The organism is Actinomadura meridiana (assembly GCF_039537545.1).
Classification (GTDB): Bacteria; Actinomycetota; Actinomycetes; order Streptosporangiales; family Streptosporangiaceae; genus Spirillospora; species Spirillospora meridiana.
The window spans coordinates 50,626-73,388 of record NZ_BAABAS010000003.1 but is presented as its reverse complement, the minus strand read 5'-3'; the positions used below and the strand labels follow the sequence as shown (position 1 = coordinate 73,388).

19 protein-coding genes are annotated in these 22,763 nt (G+C 72.7%); 14 read left to right on the top strand and 5 right to left on the bottom strand.

The features are described 5' to 3' along the window. Nucleotides 1–16: 16 nt before the first annotated feature. The 4 genes from ABD808_RS01930 to ABD808_RS01915 all read left to right on the top strand — a co-directional run bounded on the left by ABD808_RS01930 (nt 17) and on the right by ABD808_RS01915 (nt 4,527). Nucleotides 17–1,330, top strand: coding sequence for a cation:proton antiporter domain-containing protein (locus ABD808_RS01930; RefSeq protein WP_344888590.1), 1,314 nt, complete (start codon nt 17–19; stop codon nt 1,328–1,330). Nucleotides 1,331–1,343: 13 nt separating this feature from the next. After that, nucleotides 1,344–2,483 (top strand): acyl-CoA dehydrogenase family protein, encoded by a 1,140-nt coding sequence (locus ABD808_RS01925; RefSeq protein WP_344888587.1) that lies wholly within the window; start codon nt 1,344–1,346, stop codon nt 2,481–2,483. Next, nucleotides 2,480–3,988: an amino acid adenylation domain-containing protein gene (locus ABD808_RS01920; RefSeq protein WP_344888584.1), complete on the top strand. Its 1,509-nt coding sequence runs from the start codon at nt 2,480–2,482 to the stop codon at nt 3,986–3,988. The genes ABD808_RS01925 and ABD808_RS01920 overlap by 4 nt, the downstream gene beginning before the upstream one ends. 71 nt (nt 3,989–4,059) lie before the next feature. Next, nucleotides 4,060–4,527, top strand: a complete 468-nt coding sequence (locus ABD808_RS01915) for a flavin reductase family protein (protein WP_344888581.1) — start codon at nt 4,060–4,062, stop codon at nt 4,525–4,527. Between the two features lie 91 nt (nt 4,528–4,618). Here ABD808_RS01915 and ABD808_RS01910 read toward each other — a convergent pair whose 3' ends face one another. Together ABD808_RS01910 and ABD808_RS01905 are read right to left on the bottom strand one after the other, a co-directional pair. Next, nucleotides 4,619–6,328 carry an NAD(P)/FAD-dependent oxidoreductase gene (locus tag ABD808_RS01910; RefSeq protein ID WP_344888578.1) on the bottom strand — a complete coding sequence of 570 codons (1,710 nt, stop codon included), beginning with the start codon at nt 6,326–6,328 and terminating at the stop codon, nt 4,619–4,621. After that, nucleotides 6,325–7,692 carry an NAD(P)/FAD-dependent oxidoreductase gene (locus tag ABD808_RS01905; RefSeq protein WP_344888575.1) on the bottom strand — a complete coding sequence of 456 codons (1,368 nt, stop codon included), beginning with the start codon at nt 7,690–7,692 and terminating at the stop codon, nt 6,325–6,327. Before ABD808_RS01905 ends, ABD808_RS01910 begins: the two co-directional genes overlap by 4 nt. Nucleotides 7,693–7,966: 274 nt before the next feature. Between ABD808_RS01905 and ABD808_RS01900 the strand changes: the two genes are divergently transcribed. From ABD808_RS01900 to ABD808_RS01870, 7 genes are read left to right on the top strand one after another with little or no spacing between them, the layout of a single operon-like run. Next, nucleotides 7,967–8,296, top strand: coding sequence for an ATP-binding protein (locus ABD808_RS01900; protein ID WP_344888572.1), 330 nt, complete (start codon nt 7,967–7,969; stop codon nt 8,294–8,296). 4 nt (nt 8,297–8,300) lie between these two features. Continuing rightward, on the top strand, nt 8,301–10,223 hold the full coding sequence (locus ABD808_RS01895) for a hypothetical protein (protein WP_344888569.1): 1,923 nt from the start codon (nt 8,301–8,303) through the stop codon (nt 10,221–10,223). Then, a complete protein-coding gene (locus tag ABD808_RS01890) occupies nt 10,220–11,623 on the top strand; it encodes an amidase (RefSeq protein WP_344888566.1) in 1,404 nt (467 codons plus the stop codon). Before ABD808_RS01895 ends, ABD808_RS01890 begins: the two co-directional genes overlap by 4 nt. Before the next feature lie 3 nt (nt 11,624–11,626). After that, the gene (locus ABD808_RS01885) at nt 11,627–13,150 is read left to right on the top strand and encodes a type I glutamate--ammonia ligase (protein WP_344888563.1); all 1,524 of its coding nucleotides are present in this window, start codon (nt 11,627–11,629) and stop codon (nt 13,148–13,150) included. 22 nt (nt 13,151–13,172) lie between these two features. Then, nucleotides 13,173–14,462, top strand: coding sequence for an adenylosuccinate lyase (gene purB, locus ABD808_RS01880; protein WP_344888560.1), 1,290 nt, complete (start codon nt 13,173–13,175; stop codon nt 14,460–14,462). Next, complete coding sequence (locus ABD808_RS01875; protein WP_344888557.1) at nt 14,446–14,856, top strand: GNAT family N-acetyltransferase; 411 nt, start codon at nt 14,446–14,448, stop codon at nt 14,854–14,856. The genes purB and ABD808_RS01875 overlap by 17 nt, the downstream gene beginning before the upstream one ends. Then, on the top strand, nt 14,853–15,158 hold the full coding sequence (locus tag ABD808_RS01870; RefSeq protein ID WP_344888554.1) for a Fe-S cluster assembly protein HesB: 306 nt from the start codon (nt 14,853–14,855) through the stop codon (nt 15,156–15,158). Before ABD808_RS01875 ends, ABD808_RS01870 begins: the two co-directional genes overlap by 4 nt. Before the next feature lie 9 nt (nt 15,159–15,167). Here ABD808_RS01870 and ABD808_RS01865 read toward each other — a convergent pair whose 3' ends face one another. After that, a complete protein-coding gene (locus ABD808_RS01865) occupies nt 15,168–17,261 on the bottom strand; it encodes a S9 family peptidase (protein ID WP_344888552.1) in 2,094 nt (697 codons plus the stop codon). A 143-nt stretch (nt 17,262–17,404) separates the two neighbouring features. On the opposite strand from ABD808_RS01865, the gene ABD808_RS01860 reads away from it, so the two are divergent. From ABD808_RS01860 to ABD808_RS01850, 3 genes are all read left to right on the top strand, one after another. Then, a complete protein-coding gene (locus tag ABD808_RS01860; RefSeq protein WP_344888549.1) occupies nt 17,405–18,841 on the top strand; it encodes a serine/threonine-protein kinase in 1,437 nt (478 codons plus the stop codon). A gap of 71 nt (nt 18,842–18,912) precedes the next feature. Next, nucleotides 18,913–19,854 (top strand): N-acetyl-1-D-myo-inositol-2-amino-2-deoxy-alpha-D-glucopyranoside deacetylase, encoded by a 942-nt coding sequence (gene mshB, locus ABD808_RS01855; protein ID WP_344888546.1) that lies wholly within the window; start codon nt 18,913–18,915, stop codon nt 19,852–19,854. 10 nt (nt 19,855–19,864) lie between these two features. Then, complete coding sequence (locus ABD808_RS01850) at nt 19,865–20,365, top strand: DUF6113 family protein (protein ID WP_344888543.1); 501 nt, start codon at nt 19,865–19,867, stop codon at nt 20,363–20,365. Nucleotides 20,366–20,387: 22 nt separating this feature from the next. On the opposite strand, the gene ABD808_RS01845 is transcribed toward ABD808_RS01850, so the two are convergent. Both ABD808_RS01845 and ABD808_RS01840 read right to left on the bottom strand, forming a co-directional pair. Further along, a complete protein-coding gene (locus ABD808_RS01845; protein WP_344888540.1) occupies nt 20,388–22,004 on the bottom strand; it encodes a DHA2 family efflux MFS transporter permease subunit in 1,617 nt (538 codons plus the stop codon). Continuing rightward, complete coding sequence (locus ABD808_RS01840) at nt 22,001–22,711, bottom strand: PadR family transcriptional regulator (RefSeq protein ID WP_344888537.1); 711 nt, start codon at nt 22,709–22,711, stop codon at nt 22,001–22,003. The genes ABD808_RS01845 and ABD808_RS01840 overlap by 4 nt, the downstream gene beginning before the upstream one ends. Nucleotides 22,712–22,763 lie beyond the last annotated feature (52 nt).

Sequence of the window (22,763 nt, the reverse complement as noted above, 5' to 3'; positions counted from 1 at the left end):
TGCGATAGGGAGTGAAGTGAAAGGCGCCGAGCATCTGGAGTGGATCCACTCCACGTCCATCAGCGGCATCGCGCTGCTGCTGGTGACATCGACGGTGTTCATCGCGTTGACCGCGCGGCTGCGGCAGCCGCCGGTCGTCGGCGAGATCCTCGCCGGTGTCTGCCTCGGGCCGAGCCTGCTCGGCCTGTTGCCCGGCGACCTGTCGGACCGGGCGTTCCCCGTCGAGATCAGGCCGTATCTGAGCGCCGTCGCCCAGGTCGGCCTGTTGCTGTTCATGTTCATCGTCGGGTGGGAGCTCGACGGGGGGGTGCTGGACGGCAGGCGGAAGCGGACGTTCCTGCTGTGGCTCGGCGGCGTGACGGTGCCGCTCACGCTCGGGCTGGGGCTCGCGGCCGTCCTGCACCAGGGGCACGACACCGTCAACGGGCGGCACGTCGAGCTCCTGGACTTCGCGCTGTTCATCGGGGTGGCGGTGTCGGTCGCCGCCTTCCCCGTCCTGGCCCGGCTGCTCACCGAACACGGCATCCACCGCACCCCGCTCGGCTCGCTGTCGCTGGCCGTCGCGGCGCTCGACGACATCTACGCGTGGACGATGCTCGCGTTCGTCTCCGCGCTGGTGACGTCAGGCGACGGCGGCGACCTCGGGGGGATGCTGCTCTGGAGCATCGTGTACTTCGCGGCGATGTGGTGGCTCGCGCGGCCGCTGCTGGCCTGGCTGGTGGCGCGGCCGGGCCTCGCCACCTCCGCGCAGTTGCCCGCCCTCATCGCGGCGGGCGTGTTCGGGTCCGCGTACGCGACGTCCACCATCGGGATCCACGCCATCTTCGGCGCGTTCGTGTTCGGCGCGATCATGCCGCGCGGCGGCCGCGAGTGCGCCAAGCGCACCGTGCTGATCCCGCTGGAGAACGCCGCGAAACTGCTGTTACCCGTGTACTTCGTCGTCACGGGCCTGTCGGTCGACCTCACCTCGATCACGGTGGGCGGGCTGGCCCAGCTGCTGCTGATCATCCTGGTCGCGTGCGCGGGCAAGCTCGGCGGCGTCACACTGTCGGCCCGGCTCACCGGCATGAGCTGGCGGGACTCGTCCTCGCTGGGGGTCCTGCTCAACACGCGGGGGCTCACGGAGCTGGTCGTGCTGAACATCGGATACGGGCTGGGGCTGCTGAGCACCGAGCTGTTCACGCTGATGGTCCTGATGGCGCTGCTCACCACGGGCATGACGTCGCCGCTCATCACCGGGCTGCTGCGCGGCGGGAACGCCTCGCTCGCGCCCGGACCGCAACTCCAGGGGACCGCGGCCGGAACCGGACGGCCCCGCCCCGACCAGTGACGCTGGAGGAACGATGGATTTCGGCTGGTGCGACCGGCAACGCGAGCTGTACCGGCGAACCCTGGACGAAGTACGCGAGGTCTTCGCGGACGGCGAGCCCGTCCCCGAGGGCTTCTTCGGCCCGAAGGAGTGGCGCGCCCTCGGCGCGCTGGGCCTGCTCGGCGCGAGCGTCCCGCGCGAGTTCGGCGGCGGCGGCCTCGGCGCCCTCGACACCGCCCTCGCGATGGAGGCGCTCGGCCGCGGCTGCCCGCGCACCGGGCTCGTGTTCGCGGCGGGCGCCCACCTGTTCGCCTGCGCGATGCCGATCGCCGACTTCGGCGCCGACGAGCTGCGGAACCGGGTGCTGCCCGGCATGTGCGACGGGCAACTCGTCGCGGGCAACGCCATGACCGAAACCGGCGCGGGCTCGGACGTCGCGCGCCTGTCCGTCACCGCCGAGCGGGCCGAGGGCGGCTGGATCCTCAACGGCGACAAGAGCTTCGTCAGCAACGGGCCCGTCGCCGACCTGCTCGTCACCTACGCCACCACCGACCCGAAGGCCGGGCACCTCGGCGTCACCGCGTTCGTCGTCGAGGCGGGGACGGCCGGGCTCACGGTGAGCGCGCCGCTGGAGAAGATGGGGCTGCTCGCATGCCCCGCCGGGAGCGTCCGCTTCACCGACTGTTTCGTGCCGGACGGCGACGTCCTCGGCGAGCCCGGCCAGGGCGGCGGGATCTTCCAGCACTCCATGGGCTGGGAACGGACCTGCCTGTTCGCCGGGTATGTGGGCCTCGCCGACCGGATCCTCGACCAGTGCGTCGAGCACGCGCGGGAACGCCGCCAGTTCGGCCGTCCGATCGCGTCGTTCCAGGCCGTGTCGCACCGGCTCGCCGAGATGAAGCTGCGCGTCGAGTCGGCCCGCCTGCTGCTCTACCGCGCCTGCTGGGAGCTGGACCGCAACGGGCGGGCCACGGTGTTCACCCCGCTGTCCAAGCTGGCCGTGTCCGAGGGGGTCCTGTCCAGCGTCGTTGACGCGGTGCGCCTGTTCGGCGGCCGGGGCTACCTGCGGCCGGACGGCGTCGAGGCGGCGCTGCGGGACGCGGTGCCGTCCGTCGTCTTCTCCGGGACCTCCGACATCCAACGTGAACTGATCGCGAAGGAGATGGGGCTGTGAACCTGCACGAACTGCTCGCGGAGTCGGCGCGGCGCCATCCGGACGCCGTCGCCGTCCACGACGCCTCCGGGCCCACGACCTACCGGGAGCTGGACGCGCTCGCCGGACGCTACGCCGCCGCCCTGCGGCACAGGGGCGTCGAGCCCGGCGACAGGGTGGTGATCTGGGCGGGGAAGACCGTGCACACCATCGCGGTGATGCAGGCGGCGCTGCAGATCGGCGCCGTCTACGTCCCGGTCGCGGCGGCCAACCCCCCGGCCCGAGTGCGGCTCATCGTGCGCGACTCGACGCCGCGCCTGGTCGTGATGGGCCCTGATGTGATGGGCGGGGACGTCGCGGGCGGAAACCACGACGCGCCGTGGGACGGGCCGCGGCCGACGACCTTCACCGAGCTGTACGACGCGGGCGCGGACCCTCCGGAACCACATCCCACGGGGCCCGACGATCCCGCGTACATCCTGTACACGTCCGGGTCGACGGGTGAGCCCAAAGGGGTGTGCCTGAGCTCGCGCAACGCGCTCGCGTTCGTGGAGTGGGCGGCGGGCGAGTTGGAGATCGGGCCGGACGACCGGCTGTCCAACCACGCGCCGTTCAACTTCGACCTGTCGGTCTTCGACATCTACGCGGCGTTCGTCGGGGGCGCTTCGGTCCATCTGGTCCCGGACGACATGTCCTACGCGCCGGAGCGGCTGGTCGGTTTCCTGCGGGAACGGCGGATCACCGTCTGGTACTCGGTGCCGTCCGCGCTGAGCCTGATGCTCCGGCAGGGCGGGCTGCTCGACGGTCCGCCGCCGCCGGATCTGCGCGCCTGCGTGTTCGCGGGGGAGGCGTTCGCCGTCCACCACGTCCAAGCGCTGCGCAAGGCATGGCCGCAGGTCAGGTTGCTCAACTGGTACGGCCCGACCGAGACCAACGTCTGCACCAGCTACGAGGTCACCGAGGCCGACCTCGCGCGGACGGACCCGCTGCCGATCGGCCGGGAGTGCTCCGGCGACACGATCACCCTCGACCCGGACGGCGAGTCCTTAACGGACGGCACTCCACTGAACGACACCGGTGAGGTCGTCGTCACGGGCCCGACCGTGATGCTCGGCTACTGGGGGCAGGAGCCGCACTCCGGCCCCTACCGGACCGGTGACCTGGCCCGCCGCGACGAGCACGGCGACCTGCACTACCTGGGACGCCGCGACGGCATGGTCAAGCTTCGCGGACACCGCGTGGAGCTGGGAGAGGTCGAGGCCGCGCTCGCCGCGATGGACTCCGTCGCCGAGGCCGCCGTGGTGGTGGCCGGTTCGGGGACGCGCGCACGGCTGCACGCCTTCGTCGTCCCCGCCGGGGGGCCCGCGCCGTCGCTGCTGGCGGTCAAGCGGCACTGCGCGGAGCGGCTCCCCGCGTACATGACGGTCGACCGCGTGCGGAGCGTGGCGGAGCTCCCGAGGACGCCGAACGGCAAGCTGGACCGTGCCCGCCTGCGGGCGGTCGTCGAAGGGGACGGACCGAGGTGACTGCGAGGACGCCGAGTCAGGACCTGCACGCCCCGTCCACCGGATGCTCGGCTCTGCCGTCGGTGGACTCGATGACGTTCCGGAGGGTGATGGGCTCGTTCGCGAGCGGTGTCTCCGTGGTGACCACGCTGGACGACGGCGGGAAACCGCGCGGGTTCACCTGTTCCGCGCTGTGCAGCGTGTCCAGTTCCCCTCCGCTGCTCCTGACGTGCGTCAGCTCCCTGAGCGGGACGATGCGCGCGATCGTCGGGCAGGGACGCTTCGCGGTGAACATCCTGGGCGTGCGCGGCCAGGAGATCTCGCAGCTGTTCGCGTCCCGGGAGGGTCAGGGCAAGTTCGACCAGGTGGGCTGGGAGCCGGGCGAGGTCACCGGGATGCCGCTCCTCCAGGCGACCGTCGCGCACGCCGAGTGCGAGCTGACGGGCACGGTGGAGGCGGGCGACCACACCGTCCTGCTGGGACGGATCGTCGGCGGCGCCGTCTCGGAGCAGTCGCCGCTGGCGTACTGGCGGGGCGACTACGCCCGGCTGACACCCTGAGCGGCCGGTGAAAGGGCGACGGCCCGGCGCGGATGGGAATCCGCGCCGGGCCGCCTCCTTTGGGGGGTATCCAGTGTGGTTCTGTCGTCCGCTACCGGACGGACCTGGAGCTGACGGACGTGACGTTGTCGCGGGTCAGCAGGCGCCGGAAGTCGTGCGGCGCCTTCGTCTTCACCCACCACAGCATCTGGAGGCGCTTGCGGAAGGTGAAGCGGTAGATCCGGGCGTCCGGGTCGCCGAAGGCGTACAGCGGCGGGACGAACGGCTCCCGGCGCAGCAACGCGAACAGCTCGTCGGCGGCGGACCGCGGCGTGAGCGTGCCCGACCGGACCCGGGCGAGCGTGCCCATCGTGTGGTCGATCACCTCGCGCAGCCCGGCGGGCACCGGGAACCAGATGCCGCCGAGGTCGAACCGCTCGACGGGCGACCAGTCCGCCCGCCCGGCCCCGTCGCCGTCGGCGGCGGCGCGGCAGTCGAGCCGCGCCCGCTTCAGCGACAGGTCGGCGAGGATCTGCCAGAGCAGCCACACTCGGCTGAAGGCGTTCAGGAGCGCGAAGTCGGCGCTCGCGGTGCGCGCGCCGTCCAGCCACAGGTCGTGGAACGCGCCGAGTTCGCGCTGGAACTCGGCGATCCGGGCGAACCGCTCGTCGGCGAAGTCGCCGTCCAGCGCGGCCGGGATCAGCGCGCCCGCGACCGCGTGCACGATCTCGGCGGTCATCGTGACGTCGCGGGCGAGCAGCAGGTCGTTGCGGCCCGCCGAGCGTTCCATCGCGAACCAGCCGGGGCCGTGCGTCCGCACGGCGGTGCGCTGCACGAGCGTCTCGCCGCGCCACGCCTCGGCCTTGGCCGCGCGGAACTGCTTGCCGAGGTCGGGGAAGCGCGCGAGGACGGCCCGGAACGCCTGGTCCGGGTCGTCGGGCAGGTCGCCGAAGGCGTACGGGCTGACGCTGAGCGTCACGCCGACGGTGTCGTTGTCGCTCTGCCCGTGGTTGCCGAAGTCGGCGAGTTGCAGCCAGCCGCCGTCGAACAGGTGGTGCACCGTCCCGCCGGACCAGGCCGACGCCCCGGAGTACCGGGACGTGTCGAACACGTCCTCGGTGCGGGAGACGCCGCTCATCCGGGCCGACAGCACCCGGGCCCGGTGCCGGAGCCGCGGCTCGGCGTCGTCGCCTCCGGCGCGCCGCACCAGCGGCGAAGCGGCGCCGACGCAGTCGACGATGAACCGTGCCCGGTAGTCGTTGCCGTCGGTGGCCCGGATCCGGCCCTCGGGACGGCCCGAGTGGCTCTCCACCCAGGCGTCGGCGACCTCGACCCCGGGTTCGGCGACGGCGGCGCCGTACCGTTCGGCGAGCTGGACGGCGTACCGGTCGACGTCCGGCCGGTACGGGTGCCATTCGGTGTGCTCGCCCGGCACGTTGAACTGGACGCTCTCCTGCGGGTCCTGCCGCGCGCCCCGCCGGTGGTAGAGGAAGCCGAGGCTGCGCTTGACCCCGCTGCTGCGGCGCACCGGGAGGGGAAGGTCGGCGAAGCGGGCGAACTCCGCGATCTCCGGGACCCCGAACCGGCGGGCCAGCAGCAGGAACACCTCGGCGGTGTAGGGCACCGTGGTCTCGCCGGACAGCTCGTCGGCGTCGGCGGCGGACCGGACCAGCAGGACCCGCAGGCCCTGCCCGGCGAGGATCGCGCCGAGCAGCCCGGTGGCGAGGTGCGCGCCCAGCAGCGCGACGTCGTAGGTCTCCGCCGGGTCGGGACGCCGCCGGACGTTTCCGTTCGCGGCGGGAACCGCGCTCCCGGCGCTCACTGGACCGGGCACCCGTACATCGGCTCATAGCTGTCGAAGAGCCGCCATCTCGGTTCTTCTCTGAGCCGGGTGAAGAAACGGTTCTCCTTCGTCCAGAAGTCGCCGTTGAGTGCGCGGACGAGCCACTTGTGCTCGATGGCCTCTTTGGTGTCGAATGGGCCACCGGAGGTGGCCTGGAGCCTCTCCTGGATGCCCCACCAGCCGACGCCGGCGAGCCGCTTCTCATCCGTTTCGGGCATGAACCGCATCGTCTTCCCCGACGCCGGATAACGGTTGTCATAGACCGCCCGAATGAGACGGTAATAACTCTCATATCCGGTCTTGTAGAAGTCCTGATATCGCCGTCCGGCCTCGGCCTCGGAGATTTCTCCCCGTAGGCGGCGCGCGGTCTCTTCGGCCGCCCTGCGGCCGGTGGTGAGCGCGAGCAGGACGCCACCGGAGAAGACCGGGTCGGTGAAGCATCCCGCGTCCCCGACGATCATGTAGCCGGGTCCGGCGAGGGTGTCGCAGTGGTACTCGAAATTGTTCTCGCCGGTGAGATCGCGCACCACCGTCGTGCCGCGGATCCGCTCGCGGATCCGGGGGATGCGGCTCACGTGCTCCTCGAACAGCTCGGCCGGACGGGACGCGCGCAGCACCGACGCCGGGGCCATCGTGCCGATGCTGATGGCGTCCGGCCGGATCGGGATGGCCCACACCCAGCCGTCCTCGTGCAGCCCGAGTTGGATGTCGCCCGCGGTGCCCGGGTTGTTGCTCTCGTCCAGGCCGCCGAGGTGCTTGAAGACGGCCGCCATCTTGAGCTGGTCGTCGGTCTTGCGGAGGTGCAGGGAGCGGGCGATCACGCCCGCGCGACCGCTGGCGTCGATGACCGCGCTGGCCGTGACCTCGCGGCCCTCGCCGTCACTGTTCCCGTCGTCGTAGCGGACGCCGGTGACGCGCTCGCCGTCGCGGAGGAGCCCGGTCACGCGCGTGCCCTGGAGGACGGTGACGCCGGGCTCGGCTGCGGCCGCGTCCAGCAGGATCTCGTCGAACTGGGCCCGCTCGACATGGAAGGTCGAGGTGCGCAGGTCGTCGCCGACCTGGGCGAGGTCGAGCCGCCGGAACGTCCCCTCGGGGCCGGTCAGCTCGATGCCGTGCTTGACGACGAAGCCGCCGCCGCCGACCCGGTCGAGGACGCCGAGCTGGTCGAGCACGTCCGCGGTGTAGGTGAGCAGCGACTCGCCGATGTGGAACCTCGGGAACTCCTCCCTGTCCAGGACGAGCACGCTGTGCCCCTCCCGGGCGAGGGTCATTGCGTAGCTGGATCCTGCCGGTCCGCCACCGATGACGATCGCATCGTACGCGCCGGCGCGAGTCTCGCTCATCCTCCGGCTCCTTCCATGAATTCTCGCACAGGGGTGATCGCTTTAACTTTGGCTACCTCCGGTAATGACTATGGGCCCCGTTCCGCGCCTGTCGCAATATGTACGGCGACGCCCGACGTGTGATTCAGTGGCATTCGACACGTTCGCCGCCGGAACCGTGCAGAACGGCACGGCGCGGGAGAACGCGGGCGTTCGACTGCGGAGCTCCGCGGTTGAACGCCCGCCTTCGGCATGCCGCCGCCGTCTTCGCGAAAATGTGGATGGGGAGTTCCGGATGCCCTGGAAAAAGGAGACGCCCGCCGGTCGTCCGGCCGCGCGTTCCACCCGGATCGAGTCGCGGTCCCGAAGCGAGGTCTGGCGTAAACCGCCAAGGCGCATCGAACCGTCGGAATGCATTCAGTGCGACATGTGCGTGCGCAACTGCCCACCGGAGTTCGGTGCCATATTCGACCGCGGCCTCGACGTGGTCATCGTGCCCGAACTGTGCTCGGGATGCCCGGTGTGCGTGCTGGTGTGCCCGGTCGACTGCATCTACGTCGACGCGGAGTGGGCGCCGACGGGCGGCGTCATGTGGAACCACGTCGCGCTGACGGCCGGGGGGTAGGACCATGTCGTCGGCCGCCGAGCCCGGTCGATCGTCGCGCCGGGCGGAGCTGGCCGGGATGCGGCTCAGCCGCCGTCCGAGCCGTCTCGGCACGCGCGCGGGCGCCGCGCCGGGCCCCGACCGCGTGCTTCCGGACGAGGCCGGGTTCCCCGGTCTCCTCGCGCGGGTCGTGGACGCGGCGTCCGCGGCGCCCACCCTGCACGCGGCGGTGCGGGTGCTGCTCACGCTCGACGGCCATGTTCCCGCCGACGTCCAGCTGCGGGCGCTCCGGATCGAGGACGAGGCCGCGCTCGCCGTCCTCGGCGGCGTGTCGTGGCGCGAGGGCGACCGGCCCGCCGCGTCCCCGCTCGCCCCCGGCGACCGTCCCGCCTTCGTGGGCGAGCTGGGCCTGACCTCGGCCGGACGGGTCGTGGCGCGCGTCCCCTCGGGCGCGCCGCTGGACGTCGAGGAGGACCTCGCGGGCGCCGCCCTCCGTGTGCCCTGGTCGTCGGCGGCGCTGCTGGACTACGGCCGCCGGGGCCGCCGCGCCCGGGAACGCGCGTCCCGCGCCGCCGCCGACTGCCGCCGCTGGCTCGCCGACGCGGGCGCGCCCGGCCGGGACGACCTGGTTGAACAGCTCCAAGAGGCCGCTCTGCGGACGGCTCCGTTCGTCTTCTACCAGGGCAGCCGGATGTACACGAACTTCCGCGACCGGAACACGCTCACGGGGAAGACGTTGTGGCCCGGCCATCCGGACTGCGCCCTGAGCGTCCTCCTGGGCCTGCCGCTGGAGCTGTGGTCGGACGCCGACGCCGTCATGGTCGTGTGCCTCACCCTGCTGATCCGGTCGGCGGGGTTCGCCCGGATCGAGGAGGCCAACGGCACGCAGCTCAGCGTCGACCACGTCGCGTACCTGCTCGAACGGACGCGGCGCGAGTACAACCGCGTGCCGGGCGGACGTCCCGTCCCGCCCGCCCTCACGACCCGCGTCGAGGAGCTGGACGGCCTCGCCGAGGCGCTCCGCACGCGCCGCCGCCACGTCGGCGAACGCGTCCAGCTGTACCGCGAGATCCACAGCGCGCTGATGCACAAGACCGAGCGCACCGCCGGACGGCTCGGGGCCGTGGCCCGGCGGCGCCACGACGCGCTCCGCGCCCGGCTGCGGGGGCGGCTGCCCGTCGCGGACGGCGCCCCGGACGACCTGGAGTCCTGCCTCGCGGAGGCCCCGGAATGGCTGGCGCGTCCGCATGACGGCTTCGGCACGGGGCTGGAGGCGCTGGTGCACGCGGCCGTGACCGAGGCCGCCGACGTCGCGGACGCCGACTTCGCCATGAGCCGTGGCATGCGGTCGCTGCCCGCCCTGGTCAGGGCGTTACGGGCGCGCGACTATGCCGAGATCACCCGCTGGGGCATCGCGGAGTACTTCTGCTGCGTCGTGCCGTCGCCGGGTGCCCACGAGCTGTTCGACGGGTCCACCGCGCGCCTCGCCGACGTCGCGTGGGCCATCTCCGCGCGGATGCAGTACAACTCGTGGCATTTCATCGCGGGCAATCTGCCCGGCGTCCCGGCGGTGCGGGCCCGCGACTACTTCGTGCCGCCCACGATCCCCGACCTGGCGTACCACTCCGACCTGCACCATCGCGGGCATGTGGCGTCCCGGGTGCGGTACAGCATCCGCAGCCCGCAACCCGTCCGCGTGCTGGACACGACGTTCGACGGCTTCGTCGACCTGCGGCTGATGCGCTGCTCGGGACCGCCCTTCGACGAGCAGGACCTGCTCCTCGCCCAGCGCGTCTCCGCCTGCGTCGCGACCGCCACGAGCCTCGCGGCCGCCCTGGTCGCCGACGGCACCGCCGTCGAGGTGACCGCGTTCGACCCCCAATGGCACTGGAAGACGATCACCGGCGCCAAGCCCCCGACCGCGCCCCCGGACGGGGAGGGCCGGTGATTCGGGGTGGGATTCGTGAGACGCGTGCGTGTCTGTTTCGGCGCGAGACCACCGTCACCGAGCACATCGACGGGGTGCTGGCCGAGATCCGCCGGGTGGACGCGGATCTCGGCGCGTTCTTCACCGTCGCGGACGCGGAGGCGCTGCGCGCGGCGGAGGCCGCCGACGCCCGGGTCCGCGCGCTCGGCTCCGAGGCGTGGTGGAACCGTCCGCTGCTGGGCGTCGCGGTGGCGGTGAAGGATCTGATTCAGACCGCGGAATTGCCCACCACGCGCGGGTCCCTGCTGCCGAACCGGCGTCCCCGGGTGGACGCGCCCGCCGTGGCGCGGCTGCGCGCCGCCGGTGCCATCGTGGTCGGGAAGACCGCCACGTCGGAGTACGGCTGGAGTGCCAGCACGGTCGGCGGGATCGCGCCGCCGACCCGCAACCCGCGCGCGCCGGAGCGGTCCGCGGGCGGGTCCAGCGGCGGTTCGGCCGCCGCCGTCGCGGCCGGGCTGTGCCCGGCGGCGCTCGGCACCGACGGCGCCGGGTCCATCCGCATTCCGGCCGCGTACTGCGGGGTCGTCGGGTTCAAGCCGTCGTTCGGGCGCGTTCCCTACGTTCCGCCGTGCCCGGACGGCCTGTCGCACCTCGGCCCGATCGCGGGCACCGTCGCGGACGTCATCGAGCTGATGGCGGTCCTGTCCGGCCCGCACCGAGACGACCCCGGCTCGTGGACGGAGCCCATCCGGGCGCCCGGCATGTCGTCCCGTCCCGCGCCGCCACGGATCGGCTGGATCGAGTTCCCCGGGACGTCCGCCGAGGTCCGGGACGTCAGCGAGCGCGTCCTGCCGATCCTCGAAGGGCAGGGCGCCAGGGTCGACCGGTTACCGGTCCCGTTCGGCGACACCTATCCGGCGCTCGTCGACGTGCTCAGCGCGGGGGAGGCGGCGGCGACCGAGCCGGGCGACGAAAGCCGGTGCGACCCGGGCAGGCTCGCCGTCGTCCGGCACGGCCGGACGGTGGGCGGCGCGGCGCTCGTCCGGGCCGAGGAGGCGCGGCTGGCGCTGTGCGCCGAACTGCACGCGGTGATGGAACGCCACGACCTGCTCGCGATGGCGACGGTGCCGGTCGAGCCCGCCGGGGTCGACGCGATCGGCCCAGACTGGGCGGCCGACCCGGCTGACCTGCTGTGGCTGGCGTGGGCGCCCGCCTGCCACCCGTTCAACATGACCGGCCAGCCCGCCGTGTCGCTGCCCGCGGGGCTGACCCGCGCGGGGCTCCCGGTGGGCGTCCAGTTCGTGGGCCGCGTCGGCGCGGACGACCTGGTCCTGTCGGTGGCCCGCCGCGTCGAGGCGGACCTCGGACCGTTGCCCCCGCCGCCCCCGCTGCCCGCCCGAGCCCCCGAAAGGACGCGCTGAACGATGTACTCGCGGTCTTGGCCCCGGTCGCGCCCGCAGGACAGTGTGGGACGTCCGGGCTTCGTCACCGGGCTGTGGGACGACCGGCAGTCCGCCGCCGCCGAGCAGATCGAGGCGGGCCTGGACGAGATCGACCTCGTCCGGGTGGCGTTCTGCGACCCGCACGGCCTGGCCAGGTCGAAGACGCTGACCGTGGACACGTTCCGGACGGTTCTGCGCAACGGCATGGACTTCAGCCCCGGGCCGTTCCTGTTCGATACCGGTCATGCGGTCGCGGTCGATTTCCTCGCCGAGCCGGGCGTCGGCGTCGACGAGATCGCGGGCGCGGGTGACTTCGTCGTGGTGCCCGATCCGCTGACGTTCCAGTTCCTCCCGCGTAACGGCCCCCGCACGGCGTGGATCCTGGGGGAGGAGTTCCTGCGGGACGGCTCGCCGCATCCGCTCGGCGCGCGCGACGTCCTGCGCCGGGTCTGCACGTCCTACGCGGTGCGCGGGCTGGCCCCGGTCGTCGGCCTGGAGGTCGAGTGGTACCTGACCCGCCGCCTCCCCGGGGCGCCCGGAAACGTCGGAAACGGCTTCGGTTCCCAGGGCGCGGCCCCGGCGGTGGAGGCCGTGAACTCCGGCTACCAGTTCAACCTCGACACGTTCTACGACTCGGTCGCGGACGTCACCGACCCGCTCGCGATGCTGCTGGTCGGGCTCGGGTTGCCGCTGCGGACGATGGAGCACGAGTCCGGTCCCGGCCAGGTCGAGACGACGTTCGCGCCCATGCCCGCGCTTGAGGCGGCGGACGCGATGCTGCTGTTCCGGACGATCGTCAAACAGGACTGCGCGCGTCGCGGATTCCACGCCTCGTTCATGTCGCTGCCCGCGCTCGACGGCTTCGACCCGAGCGGCTGGCACGTCCACCAGTCGGTCACGGACGTCCACACCGGCCGCGACCTGTTCACGCCGGACGGCGCGTCGTCGGAACGCATGTCGCCGGACGGCATGGCCTACGTCGAAGGGCTGCTGGACGCCGCCCGCGATCTCTGCCTGCTGTCGGTGCCGACCGTCAACGGCTACCGCCGCCTCGGCCCGGGGTACACGCTGTCGCCGACCCGCACCGGCTGGAGCTTCGAGGACCGCGCCGCGATGGTCCGCGTCGTCGGCGGCGACGGCGGCTGCCATGTGGAGAACCGGGTGGGGGAGCCGTGCGCGAACCCGTACCTCGCGATCGCCGCGCAACTGTCGGCCGGGCTGGACGGTCTCGACCGGCGAAACGGGCGCGCCGCCACACCCGCGCGGCCACCGTCCACCGAAGGCCCCGGCGACCTGCTCCCGCAGTCGCTCGGCGAGGCCCTGGAGGCGTTCCGGACCGGCGGCGCGGCCCGCGCCGAGCGGCTCCTCGGCGCGCCGCTCACCGCGTGCCTCACCAAGCTCAAGCGGAGCGAGCTCGCGCGTTTCGACACGTGGTGCGCCAAGGAGCGGCCGTCCGGCGACGGCGTCACCGAATGGGAGCACCGCGAGTACTTCGAGGTCTACTGACGACGGGCAGGGAGGAACCGGAGTGATCGCCAGATATTCGCTTCCCGAGATGGCGGAGCTGTGGTCGGACGAGGCGCGCTACACGACGTGGGCCAGGGTCGAGGCGCTCGCGGCACGGGGGCAGTCGTGCCTCGGACGGGTCCCCGAGGACTCGGCCGAGGACATCGAGCGGGCGAAGGCGCCGTCCCCGGAGCGCGTCCGGGAGCTGGAGCGGGACCGCGACCACGAGGTGCTGTCCTTCCTCGCCGCGTTCTGCGAGAACGTCCCGGCCGAGTCGGCGCGCTGGGTCCATCTCGGCATGACCAGCTACGACCTGGTCGACACGGCGCTCGGCGCGACGCTGGCCCGCGCGTCCGACGTGCTGGTCGACGCCGGGGCGAGGCTGCGCCGCGTCCTGGTGGCGAAGGCGTTCGAGCACCGGCGCACCGTCTGCGTCGGGCGGACGCACGGCGTGCACGCCGAACCCACCACGTTCGGCCACAAGCTCGCCGTCTTCGCGTTCGCCGCCGACCGTTCGCTGCGGCGGCTCCGCGCGGCGCGCGAGGCCGTCGCGGTCGGCACGATCTCCGGCTCGGTCGGCACCTACTCCCAGATCGACCCGCTCGTCGAGGCCTACGTGTGCGGTGAGCTGGGCCTCGGTGTCGAACCGGCGCCCACCCAGGTCGTGGCCCGCGACCGGCACGCCGAACTGGTGCTGGCCGTGGCGTCGCTAGGCGCGTGCGTGGAGCAGATCGCCGTCGAGTTCAGGCTGCTGCAACGCACCGAGGTGCGGGAGGTGGAGGAGCCTCGCACCGGCGCCTACCAGGGGTCCAGCGCCATGCCCCACAAGCGCAACCCGACCACGAGCGAACGCCTGTGCGGCCTGGCCCGGCTGCTGCGCGGCCACGCGACGACCGTGCTGGAGGACGTCGCCCTCTGGCACGAACGCGACCTCGCCCACTCCCCGGTCGAGCGGGTCGTGCTGCCCGACAGCCTGACCGTCGGCCACTACCAGGTGTCGGCGGCGGCCGACCTCGTCGAGGGCCTGGAGGTGTTCCCCGACCGCATGCGCGCCGCCGTCGACGCCACGTCCGGCCTGGTCTACAGCTCGGCCGTGCTGACCGACCTGCTGGAAGCGGGTACGGAACGGGAACGGGCCTACCGCCTGGTGCAGGCCGCGGCGGACCGCTCCGCCCGGACGGGCGTCGACCTCACCACCGCCCTAGGTGAGGCGGGCGTGGAGGTGGCCGGGTTCGTCACACCGGAGCGGTCGCTGGTCCGCGATGACGTGATCTTCGAACGGCTGGAGGGGCTTGATGAGATGGAAGGTTGAGCGGGTCGACGGCGCGCTCCTGGACGTGGACGAGGTCCTGGGGGTGTACCGCGCCTCGGGGCTCGGGAAGCGCCGTCCCATCGACGACAGGGCCCGTTTCGCCGCGATGCTGCGCAACGCCAACCTCGTCGTCGTCTGCCGGGTGGACGGGGCCATGGCGGGAATCGCGAGATGCGTCTCCGATTTCTCGTACGTCACGTACCTGTCCGACATCGCGGTCACGGAGGCGTGGCAGCGCCGGGGCATCGGCCGCGCGCTGATAGACGCGATCCGCGCGGAGACGCCCACCGCGAAGATCATTCTGCTCTCGGCACCCGCCGCCACCGAGTACTACCCGCACATCGGCTTCACTCGCCACGAATCCGCCTGGGTCCTCAACCCGGACCCCCAATGAGGGAGGTCATCATGCTCGCGCTCACCGACGGGGCCGTCGCCGCGATCCGCACCATGACGAGCAGGCCGGGTCTGGCGCCCGGGACCGGCCTGCGTATCGCCCCCGAACCGGACGATCCGGCCTCGCTCGTCCTGCGGTTGGCGGACGCGCCCGAGCCGGGCGACGAGCTGCTCGACGACGGCGGCGCACGGCTCTTCCTGGCGCCGCGCGCCGCCCGCGAACTGGCCGGGCGGACGCTGGACGTCCGCGCCGACGTCAGCGGCAGCGTCACCTTCCACCTGAACGGCGCCGCCGCCCCATGACAGGCGAGGTCAGCGGGCCAGCGAGGACTTGAGGAAGTCCACCTGGAGGAGCATCAGGTTCTCGGCGACGACCTCCTGCGGCGTCATGTGGGTGACGCCCGACAGCGGCAGGACGGTGTGGGGGCGACCCGACGCCAGCAGCGCCGACGACAGGCGCAGCGTGTGGGCCGCCACCACGTTGTCGTCCGCCAGCCCATGGATGATCATGAGGGGGCGTTTCAGCTCCGCCGCCCGCTCGATGAGGGAGTGGGCGGTGTAGTTCTCCGGCTCCTCGTCGGGATGGCCCAGGTAGCGCTCGGTGTAGTGGGTGTCGTACAGGGTCCAGTCGGTGACCGGCGCCCCCGCGATCCCGGCGTGGAACACGTCGGGGCGGCGCAGCACGGCGAGGGCCGCGAGCCAGCCGCCGAAAGACCAGCCGCGGATGCCTACCCGGTCCAGGTCGAACGCGGCGGGATGGCGCCGCGCCGCCTCGATCAGCGCCGTGACCTGGTCCTCCAGGACGGGTTCGACGAAGTCGCCCCGGACGGCGCGGTCCCAGTCGGGGCCGCGTCCCGGGGTGCCCCGGCCGTCGGCGATCACGACGGCGAAGCCCTGGTCGGCGAGCCACTGCGCCTCGCAGTACATCCGCTGGACGGCGAGGACCCGCTGCGCGTGCGGCCCGCCGTAGGGGTCCATCAGGACGGGCAGGCGCCCGTCGCCCGGCTTCCATCCGGTGGGCAGCAGCACCGCCGTCCTGATCTCGCGGTCGCCGGACCGCAGCAGCTCCACCCGTGGGGTGATCACCGGTGTCTCGGCGAACGACACGACCGGATGGGTGCCCGACGGCGTCCGCACCTCCGCCTGCGAGCCGGGACGGTCCAGCCGCGCGCCCACGACGACGGTGGTCTCGCCCAGCGCGACGCCGCCGAAGACGCCCTGCCCCTCGGTGTGCCGCATCACCTCGCCGCCGGTGACCGAGTACAGGTGGATCTCGGTCGGTTCCTCGGAGCCGGTGAACAGGATCGAGTCGCCGTCCACCCCGGCCACCGACCGGACCTGGAGGCCGCCGGGCGTGACCGGCTCGCCCGCGACGGTGATCCGCCGCGTGCCGGTGCCCCGGTCCTCGGTGACCCAGACGAGGGCGCCGCCGTCGGTCCGGACGGGCACGCCGGGCACGATGTCCGTCCACACAGGGTCGTGCTCGGTGTGCAGGATCGTCGTCTCGCCGCTCGCCGGGTCGACGCCCAGCACCCGCTGGGACCGCTGGTCGCGCGGCTGGACGACGATCATCAGCCCGTGCCGGTCCCAGCAGGCCGTCACGACGTAGGGGAAGGTGCCGCGGTCCCACGCCACGGCCGTCCGCGCGTCGGCGCGTCCGCCGTCGACGCTGAACAGCACCAGCGACACCAGCGCGTTCGGGGTGCCCGCCGCCGGGTAGGCGATCTCGGTGGGCGGCGACTCCGGGTTCGCGGGGTCGGCGATGTGCCAGCGCTGCACGGGCGTCTCGTCGACGCGGGCGGCCAGCAGCGTCCCGCCGTCCGGGGACCACCAGTGGCCCCGCATCCGGTCCATCTCCTCCGCCGCGACGAACTCGGCGAGGCCGTAGGACACCTGGGCGGTCTCCGGCTGGACGAGCGCCCGGTCGTCGGTGCCGTCGATCTCGATCAGCCGCAGCGTCCGGCCGGACACGTACGCGATCCGCCGCCCGGCCGGGTCGGGACGCGCGTCGAACACCGGCGCCTGGGCGGGCAGCTCCCGGACCAGCGCCGTGTCGAGGTCGGCGACGTACAGACGCCCGCCCAGGGTGAACGCGGCCTGCCGCATGCCCCGGTCGGTCGCGTAGCCGACGATGCCGCCCGCCTGTTCGCGGGCGCGCTCGCGCCGGGCCCGTTCCTCGGCGGGCAGGTTCTCCTCGCCGGGCACGTCGAGCGCCGCAGGGTCGGCGACGCACCGCTCCTCGCCGGTGGCGGTGTCCAGCGTCCACAGGCAGGTGACGGGGTCGTCGCCCGCCCGCGTCCGCAGGAAGGCGACGCGTGACTCGTCCGGTGCGATCTGGAAGGCGCGGGGGACGCCGAGGCTGAACCTGCGCGTGCGTGCGCTCTGCCGCGGATAGCTGATGCTCATGTCATCCGAGTCTGCCAGGCGGGCGATCTCCCCTATGATCACGGGTCGTCGCGTGGGGGGGAATGGCACGTGCCCGTGCCTGGCCTCGCGTAAGCTCAAAGCTTCCCCAAGCAGTGTCGTCGTAGCGGGCTGAGGAGTGGTCAATGCCGGAGCTGCAGCCGGGTGATCCCCGGCGGCTTGGCTCGTACGAGATCGTCGAGCGGCTCGGCGAGGGCGGCCAGGGGGTCGTCTACGCCGGGGTCGACGCCTCCGGGAACAGGGCCGCCATCAAGCTGCTGCGCGCCGACCTGGCCGCCGACGCGATGGCCCGCAACCGGTTCGTCCGCGAGGCGCAGGCCGCCAAGCAGGTCGCGCGGTTCTGCACCGCGCAGGTCCTGGAGGCCGACGTCGCGGGCGACCAGCCCTACATCGCCAGCGAGTACGTGCCGGGCCCGTCGCTGTACAAGCAGGTCACCGACGGCGGCCCGATCGCCGGGGCGGCGCTGGAGCGGCTCGCCATCGGCACCGCGACCGCGCTGGTCGCGATCCACCAGGCCGGGATCGTGCACCGCGACTTCAAGCCGCACAACGTGATCATGGCGCCGGACGGCCCCCGGGTGATCGACTTCGGCATCGCGCGGGCCTTCGACACCGACCAGACCAACGCGACCAAGGCGATCGGCACACCGTCCTACATGGCGCCCGAGCAGGTGGCGGGCGCCACGCTCAGCGAGGCCGTGGACGTGTGGGCGTGGGCGACCACGATCGTGTTCGCCGCGACCGGCCGCCCGCCGTTCGGCGACGACACCGTCGTCGCGGTGATCAACCGGGTGATGCACGAGCCGCCGTCGCTGGACGGCGTCCCCGCCGACCTGCACCGGCTGATCTCGGCGTGCCTGGTCAAGGAGCCGGAACGGCGGCCCACCGCGCAGCAGCTGATGATGGCGCTGATCGGCAGCGGCCCCGGCGGCGCCGGACAGACCCGCATGGACGACCCCGCGCAGGCCAACACGATGCTCGCGGAGGGCTCCACGCTCGCGGCGGGCGGTCTGGCCGCCGCCGGGATGGCGGGCGCGGGCATGGCGGGCGCGGGCATGGCGGGCGCGACCCGTCCCGGTGGCGCGACCCAGCGCGTGTCGCCCGCCGACTACACCGGACGGATCCCGCCCGCGGGCCCGCCGACCGGGGCCCGGCGCGGCCGGTACGACGACTGGGAGCCGGAGCGCAAGTCGAAGCTGCCCGTCCTCGCGGCCGTCGCCGCCATCGTCGTCCTCGCCGTGGTGGTGGGGCTGTACATGGCGACGCGCGGCGACAACTCGCCGTCCGCGCCGGTCTCGCCGTCGGTCACCGACTCCCAGTCGGTGTCGGACACGCCGACGTCCGAGGACGAGGACGAACCGACGCCGACCCGCAGCCGCACCCACGAGAACACCCCCACGCAGGACACCGAGACGCCCACGAGCACCCCGACGCGCACCCAGCCGACGCGCACCCCGACCCAGGACGACACGCCGACGAACACCCCGACGAGCACCCCGACCGACGATGACGGCGGCGGCGGTGGCGGCGGAGTTGGCGGCGGTCAGCCCGCCGGTGGTTGATGACCTGGGGTAACCCGCCCGGGCAGGGCGGTCATCCACCGGGCGTCCCGCGCTGAGTAGGCTCGTTTCCTATGAAGGAGCCGCGGATCCTGTTCGTCCACGCCCATCCGGACGACGAGTCCATCGGGACCGGGGCGACCATGGCCAAGTACGCCGCCGAGGGGGCCCACGTCTGCCTCGTCACCTGCACGCTGGGTGAGGAGGGCGAGGTCATCCCCGAGGGGCTGCGCCATCTGGCGTCCGACAAGGAGGACCGCCTCGGCGAGCACCGGATCGGGGAGCTGGCCGCCGCCTGCGAGGCGCTCGGCGTCGCCGACCACCGCTTCCTCGGCGGTGCGGGACGCTGGCGCGACTCGGGGATGATGGGCGCGCCCACCAACGACGATCCGCGCTGTTTCTGGCGCGCCGACGTCGACACCGCGGCGTTCGACCTCGTCACCGTCATTCGGGAGGTCCGGCCGCAGGTGATCGTCACCTATGACGAGCGCGGCAACTACGGGCACCCCGACCACATCCAGGCGCACCGCGTCACGCGGCGGGCGGCCGAACTGGCCGCCGACCCGTCCCACGTCGACGGCGCCGAACCGTGGCGGGCCGCCAAGTTCTACGCCTACGCCACGCCCCGGACGGTCCTCGCCCGCGCCATCGCGGTGATGCGGGAGGCGCGGCTGCCGTTCGCGCGCGTCGCCGGGCTCGACGAGCTGGGCTCCGGCGTCCCGGACGGGCAGGTCACCACGGTCGTGGACGCCCGCGCGCACCTGCCCGCCAAGCTGGCCGCGCTGCGCGCCCACCGCACCCAGATCGTCGTCGCGCCCGAGCAGATCGGGCCGTTCTTCGCGCTGTCGAACAATCTGGGTCAGCAGGCGTTCGGCACCGAGTACTTCATCCTCCAGGACGGCGAGCGCGGCCCGGTCGGTCCGGGACGCCGTGAACTCGACCTGTTCGCGGGCCTGACGGTCGGCGCGGACCACCGGCCCGGCGGGGCGCCCGGCGCGCCGGAGGGGTCCCGGTAACCTGACCTCCGTGGAAGACGACGACGAGACCAGGGTGAGCCTCGCCAAGCAGGGCGTTCTCGCGGGTGATGGGCCGGGCCGTCCGGGCGGCGAGGCGCTCGACGCGGTGGTGTCCGGGGCGTCCTACGCGGTCCTCGGTCTCTTCGGCGCCCTGTACGGCCTGGTCGGCTCGTTCCTCCAGGGCTGGACGGTGAACCGGTTCCCGGTCGCGGCGATCGTGCTCGTCCTGCTGCTGTTCGCGGCGGTGCGGCTCGCGGGCTGGGGGATGGGCGGCCGGGCCGGGCCCACGATCATCGCGCTGACGTGGCTGGTCGTCGTGTTCATCATGTCGAACAACGGTCCCGGCGGCGATCTCGTCATGCCCGCCGAACTGGGCGGAAAGACCGACTACGCCGGATACGTCTACATCATCGGCGGGCTGGCGGCGGCCGTGCTCGCGGTGCTGCGCGTCCGCCCGTCCGGTTCGTCGGGGCAGTGGCTGCTCGGCCGGGCGGGCCGCACCCCTCGGTAGCTGCCCGCCCGTCCGCACGTCCTCAGGTGGTGACGCGCTCCGGCTCCGCCGCCTTGACGTCGCCCGGCGCCCCGGCCTTGCGGCCCTTCAGGGTCAGGCAGGCCGCCGCGCTGAGGAACATCACGGCGATCGGCAGCGCCATCGTCGGCTTCATCGCGTGGACGAAGCCGTGCGAGAACACCTGCGAGGCCAGTTCGTGCACCCGGTTCGCCACCGCCGGGGGGATGCCCGGCGGGAGCTGCTCCTTCGCGCCGGTCTGCCCGGCGCCGACCTCCAGGCCGCCCTTGGCCGCGTTCGCGAAGCCGTCCACGAACCCGGGCCGCACGTTCTCGGGCAGGGTGGACGCGCGGTTGGTCGCCTCGTCCCGCAGCGACGACGAGAGCTGGTTCTGCAGGATGGCGCCGACCGCCGCCGTGCCGAGCACGGAGCCGACCTGCCGGACCGTGTTGTTCACGCCGGACGCGGCGCCCGCGAGCCGGGGCGGCACGTTCCGGGTCGCCTCGGTGGCCATCGGCGCGAACACGCCGCCGACGCCGATCCCGGCGACGGTCAGCGGGGCGATGAACGTGGGCCAGTCGCTGCCGACCTGGGCGATGGCCGCGAGCCACAGCATCCCGATGCCGTACAGGGCGAGGCCCGCCATCAGGATGTACTTGCCGCCGATGCGGTCGGACAGCCGCCCGGCGACGGGCGCGAGGAACATCGACATGATCGAGATCGGGGCCAGCACGAGCCCCGCCTTGAGCGCGCTGAACCCGAGCACCGACTGCATGTAGATCGTCAGCGGGAAGATCATGCCGACCATGCCGATCGACACGGCCGCGCCGACGAGGCTGAGGATCGTGAAGTTACGGTCCTTGAGCAGCGAGAACGGGACGAGCGGCTCGGAGTCCTGCCGGGTGCGCTGCTGGACGGCGAACACCACCAGCAGGACGACGCCCGCCGCGATCAGACCCCAGATCGTCGCGTTCCACTCGTACTTCTGGCCCTCGGTGAGCGCGAACGTCAGGCAGAACAGACCGGCGGACGCGAGCAGCACGCCGAGCACGTCGAACCGGTGCCGGACGCCGCCGGTGTGACCGGGCAGGATCGGCACGGCCATGGCCAGCACGATCGCGCCGATCGGGAGGTTCACGAAGAAGATCCACCGCCAGTCGAGGTGGGTGACCAGCAGGCCGCCGAGCGTCGGCCCGGCGATGGTGGACACCCCGGCGACCGCGCCCCAGATGCCGAGGGCGGTGCCGCGCCGTTCCGGCGGGAACACGGCGATCAGGATCGACATGGTCTGCGGCATCAGCAGCGCGGCGCCGAGCCCCTGCACGGCGCGGGCCGCGATCAGCTGCGTCGGGTCCTGCGCGAGCCCGCACACCAGGCTGGACAGCGTGAACAACGCCACACCGGCGATGAACAGGTTCTTCTTCCCCCACAGGTCACCGAGCCTGCCCGCGGTGATCAGCAGGACGGCCAGCACCAGGATGTAGGCGTTGGAGACCCACAGCACCTGGTCGAGCGAGGCGTCCAACTTGTCGATCATGCTCGGGATCGCGATGTTCACGATCGTCAGGTCGAGCAGCGTCATGAAGAATCCGAGCGAGAGTGTCAGCAGGATCGCCCACGGATTTCCGCGCCATCTGCTCATGTGGTCCCCCTGTTTTCGGTGCGCGCGTCGATGCGTGCGCCAGTACGTGAATCAGTGTGTGAATCGGCTTGTGAGGCGGCTTGTGAGTCGTAGTCGTCGCGAAGCTCGTGTTCGCGGGGCGGGTGGCAGGTCGTCACTCCCTCGCGGTCCTGCCAGGTGAGGCGTCCCGACTCCAGGTCGTCCGCCATGCTCAGCGTGAACTCCAGCTCGGCCCGGGCCCGCGCGATGTGCCACTCCAGGTCGAGCAGTTTGTAGCGCTCGATGCCCGCCTTCTGGAGCGAGTCGTCGGCCGTCCGCTGCCCGGCGAGCAGCGACTCCAGCGCGACGGCGCGGCGACGCAGCTGCCTGGCGACCTCGAGTTCGGGCAGCAGGTTGATGAACGCCAGGGCGGTGCCGAACAGCGGGAACTCCTCGGCCGGACGCGAGAGCAGCTCGGCGAGGCGGGTGTGCGCCGCGTCGCGTCCCGCGCTCGTCACCGCGTAGACGGTGCGTTCGGGCCGGCGGCCCTCCCGGCTCGTCTCCAGCGGCTCGATCAGCTCGCCGCTCGCGAGCCGCTCCACCGAGTGGTAGAGCGCGCCGTGCGTGATCTTGACGGCGTGGTCGTAGGCGTGGTCGCGGATGCGCTGCTGCATCTCGTACGGGTGCATGGGCCCGTCGCACAGCATGCGCAGCACGGTCAGCGCCAGCGGCGTGAGGGGGCGGGACATGGGGCGACCTAACGATCGACTTGGATTAGTCCACTTAGACTAATCCAGATAG

Excerpts from the sequence above, each read along its gene's own strand:
- mshB (WP_344888546.1), top strand. The coding sequence starts at position 18,913 with ATGAAGGAGCCGCGGATCCTGTTCGTCCACGCCCATCCGGACGACGAG.
- ABD808_RS01865 (WP_344888552.1), bottom strand. The coding sequence starts at position 17,261 with ATGAGCATCAGCTATCCGCGGCAGAGCGCACGCACGCGCAGGTTCAGC.
- ABD808_RS01885 (WP_344888563.1), top strand. The coding sequence starts at position 11,627 with ATGTACTCGCGGTCTTGGCCCCGGTCGCGCCCGCAGGACAGTGTGGGA.
- ABD808_RS01870 (WP_344888554.1), top strand. The coding sequence starts at position 14,853 with ATGAGGGAGGTCATCATGCTCGCGCTCACCGACGGGGCCGTCGCCGCG.
- ABD808_RS01840 (WP_344888537.1), bottom strand. The coding sequence starts at position 22,711 with ATGTCCCGCCCCCTCACGCCGCTGGCGCTGACCGTGCTGCGCATGCTG.
- ABD808_RS01875 (WP_344888557.1), top strand. The coding sequence starts at position 14,446 with ATGAGATGGAAGGTTGAGCGGGTCGACGGCGCGCTCCTGGACGTGGAC.
- ABD808_RS01925 (WP_344888587.1), top strand. The coding sequence starts at position 1,344 with ATGGATTTCGGCTGGTGCGACCGGCAACGCGAGCTGTACCGGCGAACC.
- ABD808_RS01860 (WP_344888549.1), top strand. The coding sequence starts at position 17,405 with ATGCCGGAGCTGCAGCCGGGTGATCCCCGGCGGCTTGGCTCGTACGAG.
- ABD808_RS01900 (WP_344888572.1), top strand. The coding sequence starts at position 7,967 with ATGCCCTGGAAAAAGGAGACGCCCGCCGGTCGTCCGGCCGCGCGTTCC.
- ABD808_RS01845 (WP_344888540.1), bottom strand. The coding sequence starts at position 22,004 with ATGAGCAGATGGCGCGGAAATCCGTGGGCGATCCTGCTGACACTCTCG.
- ABD808_RS01915 (WP_344888581.1), top strand. The coding sequence starts at position 4,060 with ATGACGTTCCGGAGGGTGATGGGCTCGTTCGCGAGCGGTGTCTCCGTG.
- ABD808_RS01895 (WP_344888569.1), top strand. The coding sequence starts at position 8,301 with ATGTCGTCGGCCGCCGAGCCCGGTCGATCGTCGCGCCGGGCGGAGCTG.
- ABD808_RS01905 (WP_344888575.1), bottom strand. The coding sequence starts at position 7,692 with ATGAGCGAGACTCGCGCCGGCGCGTACGATGCGATCGTCATCGGTGGC.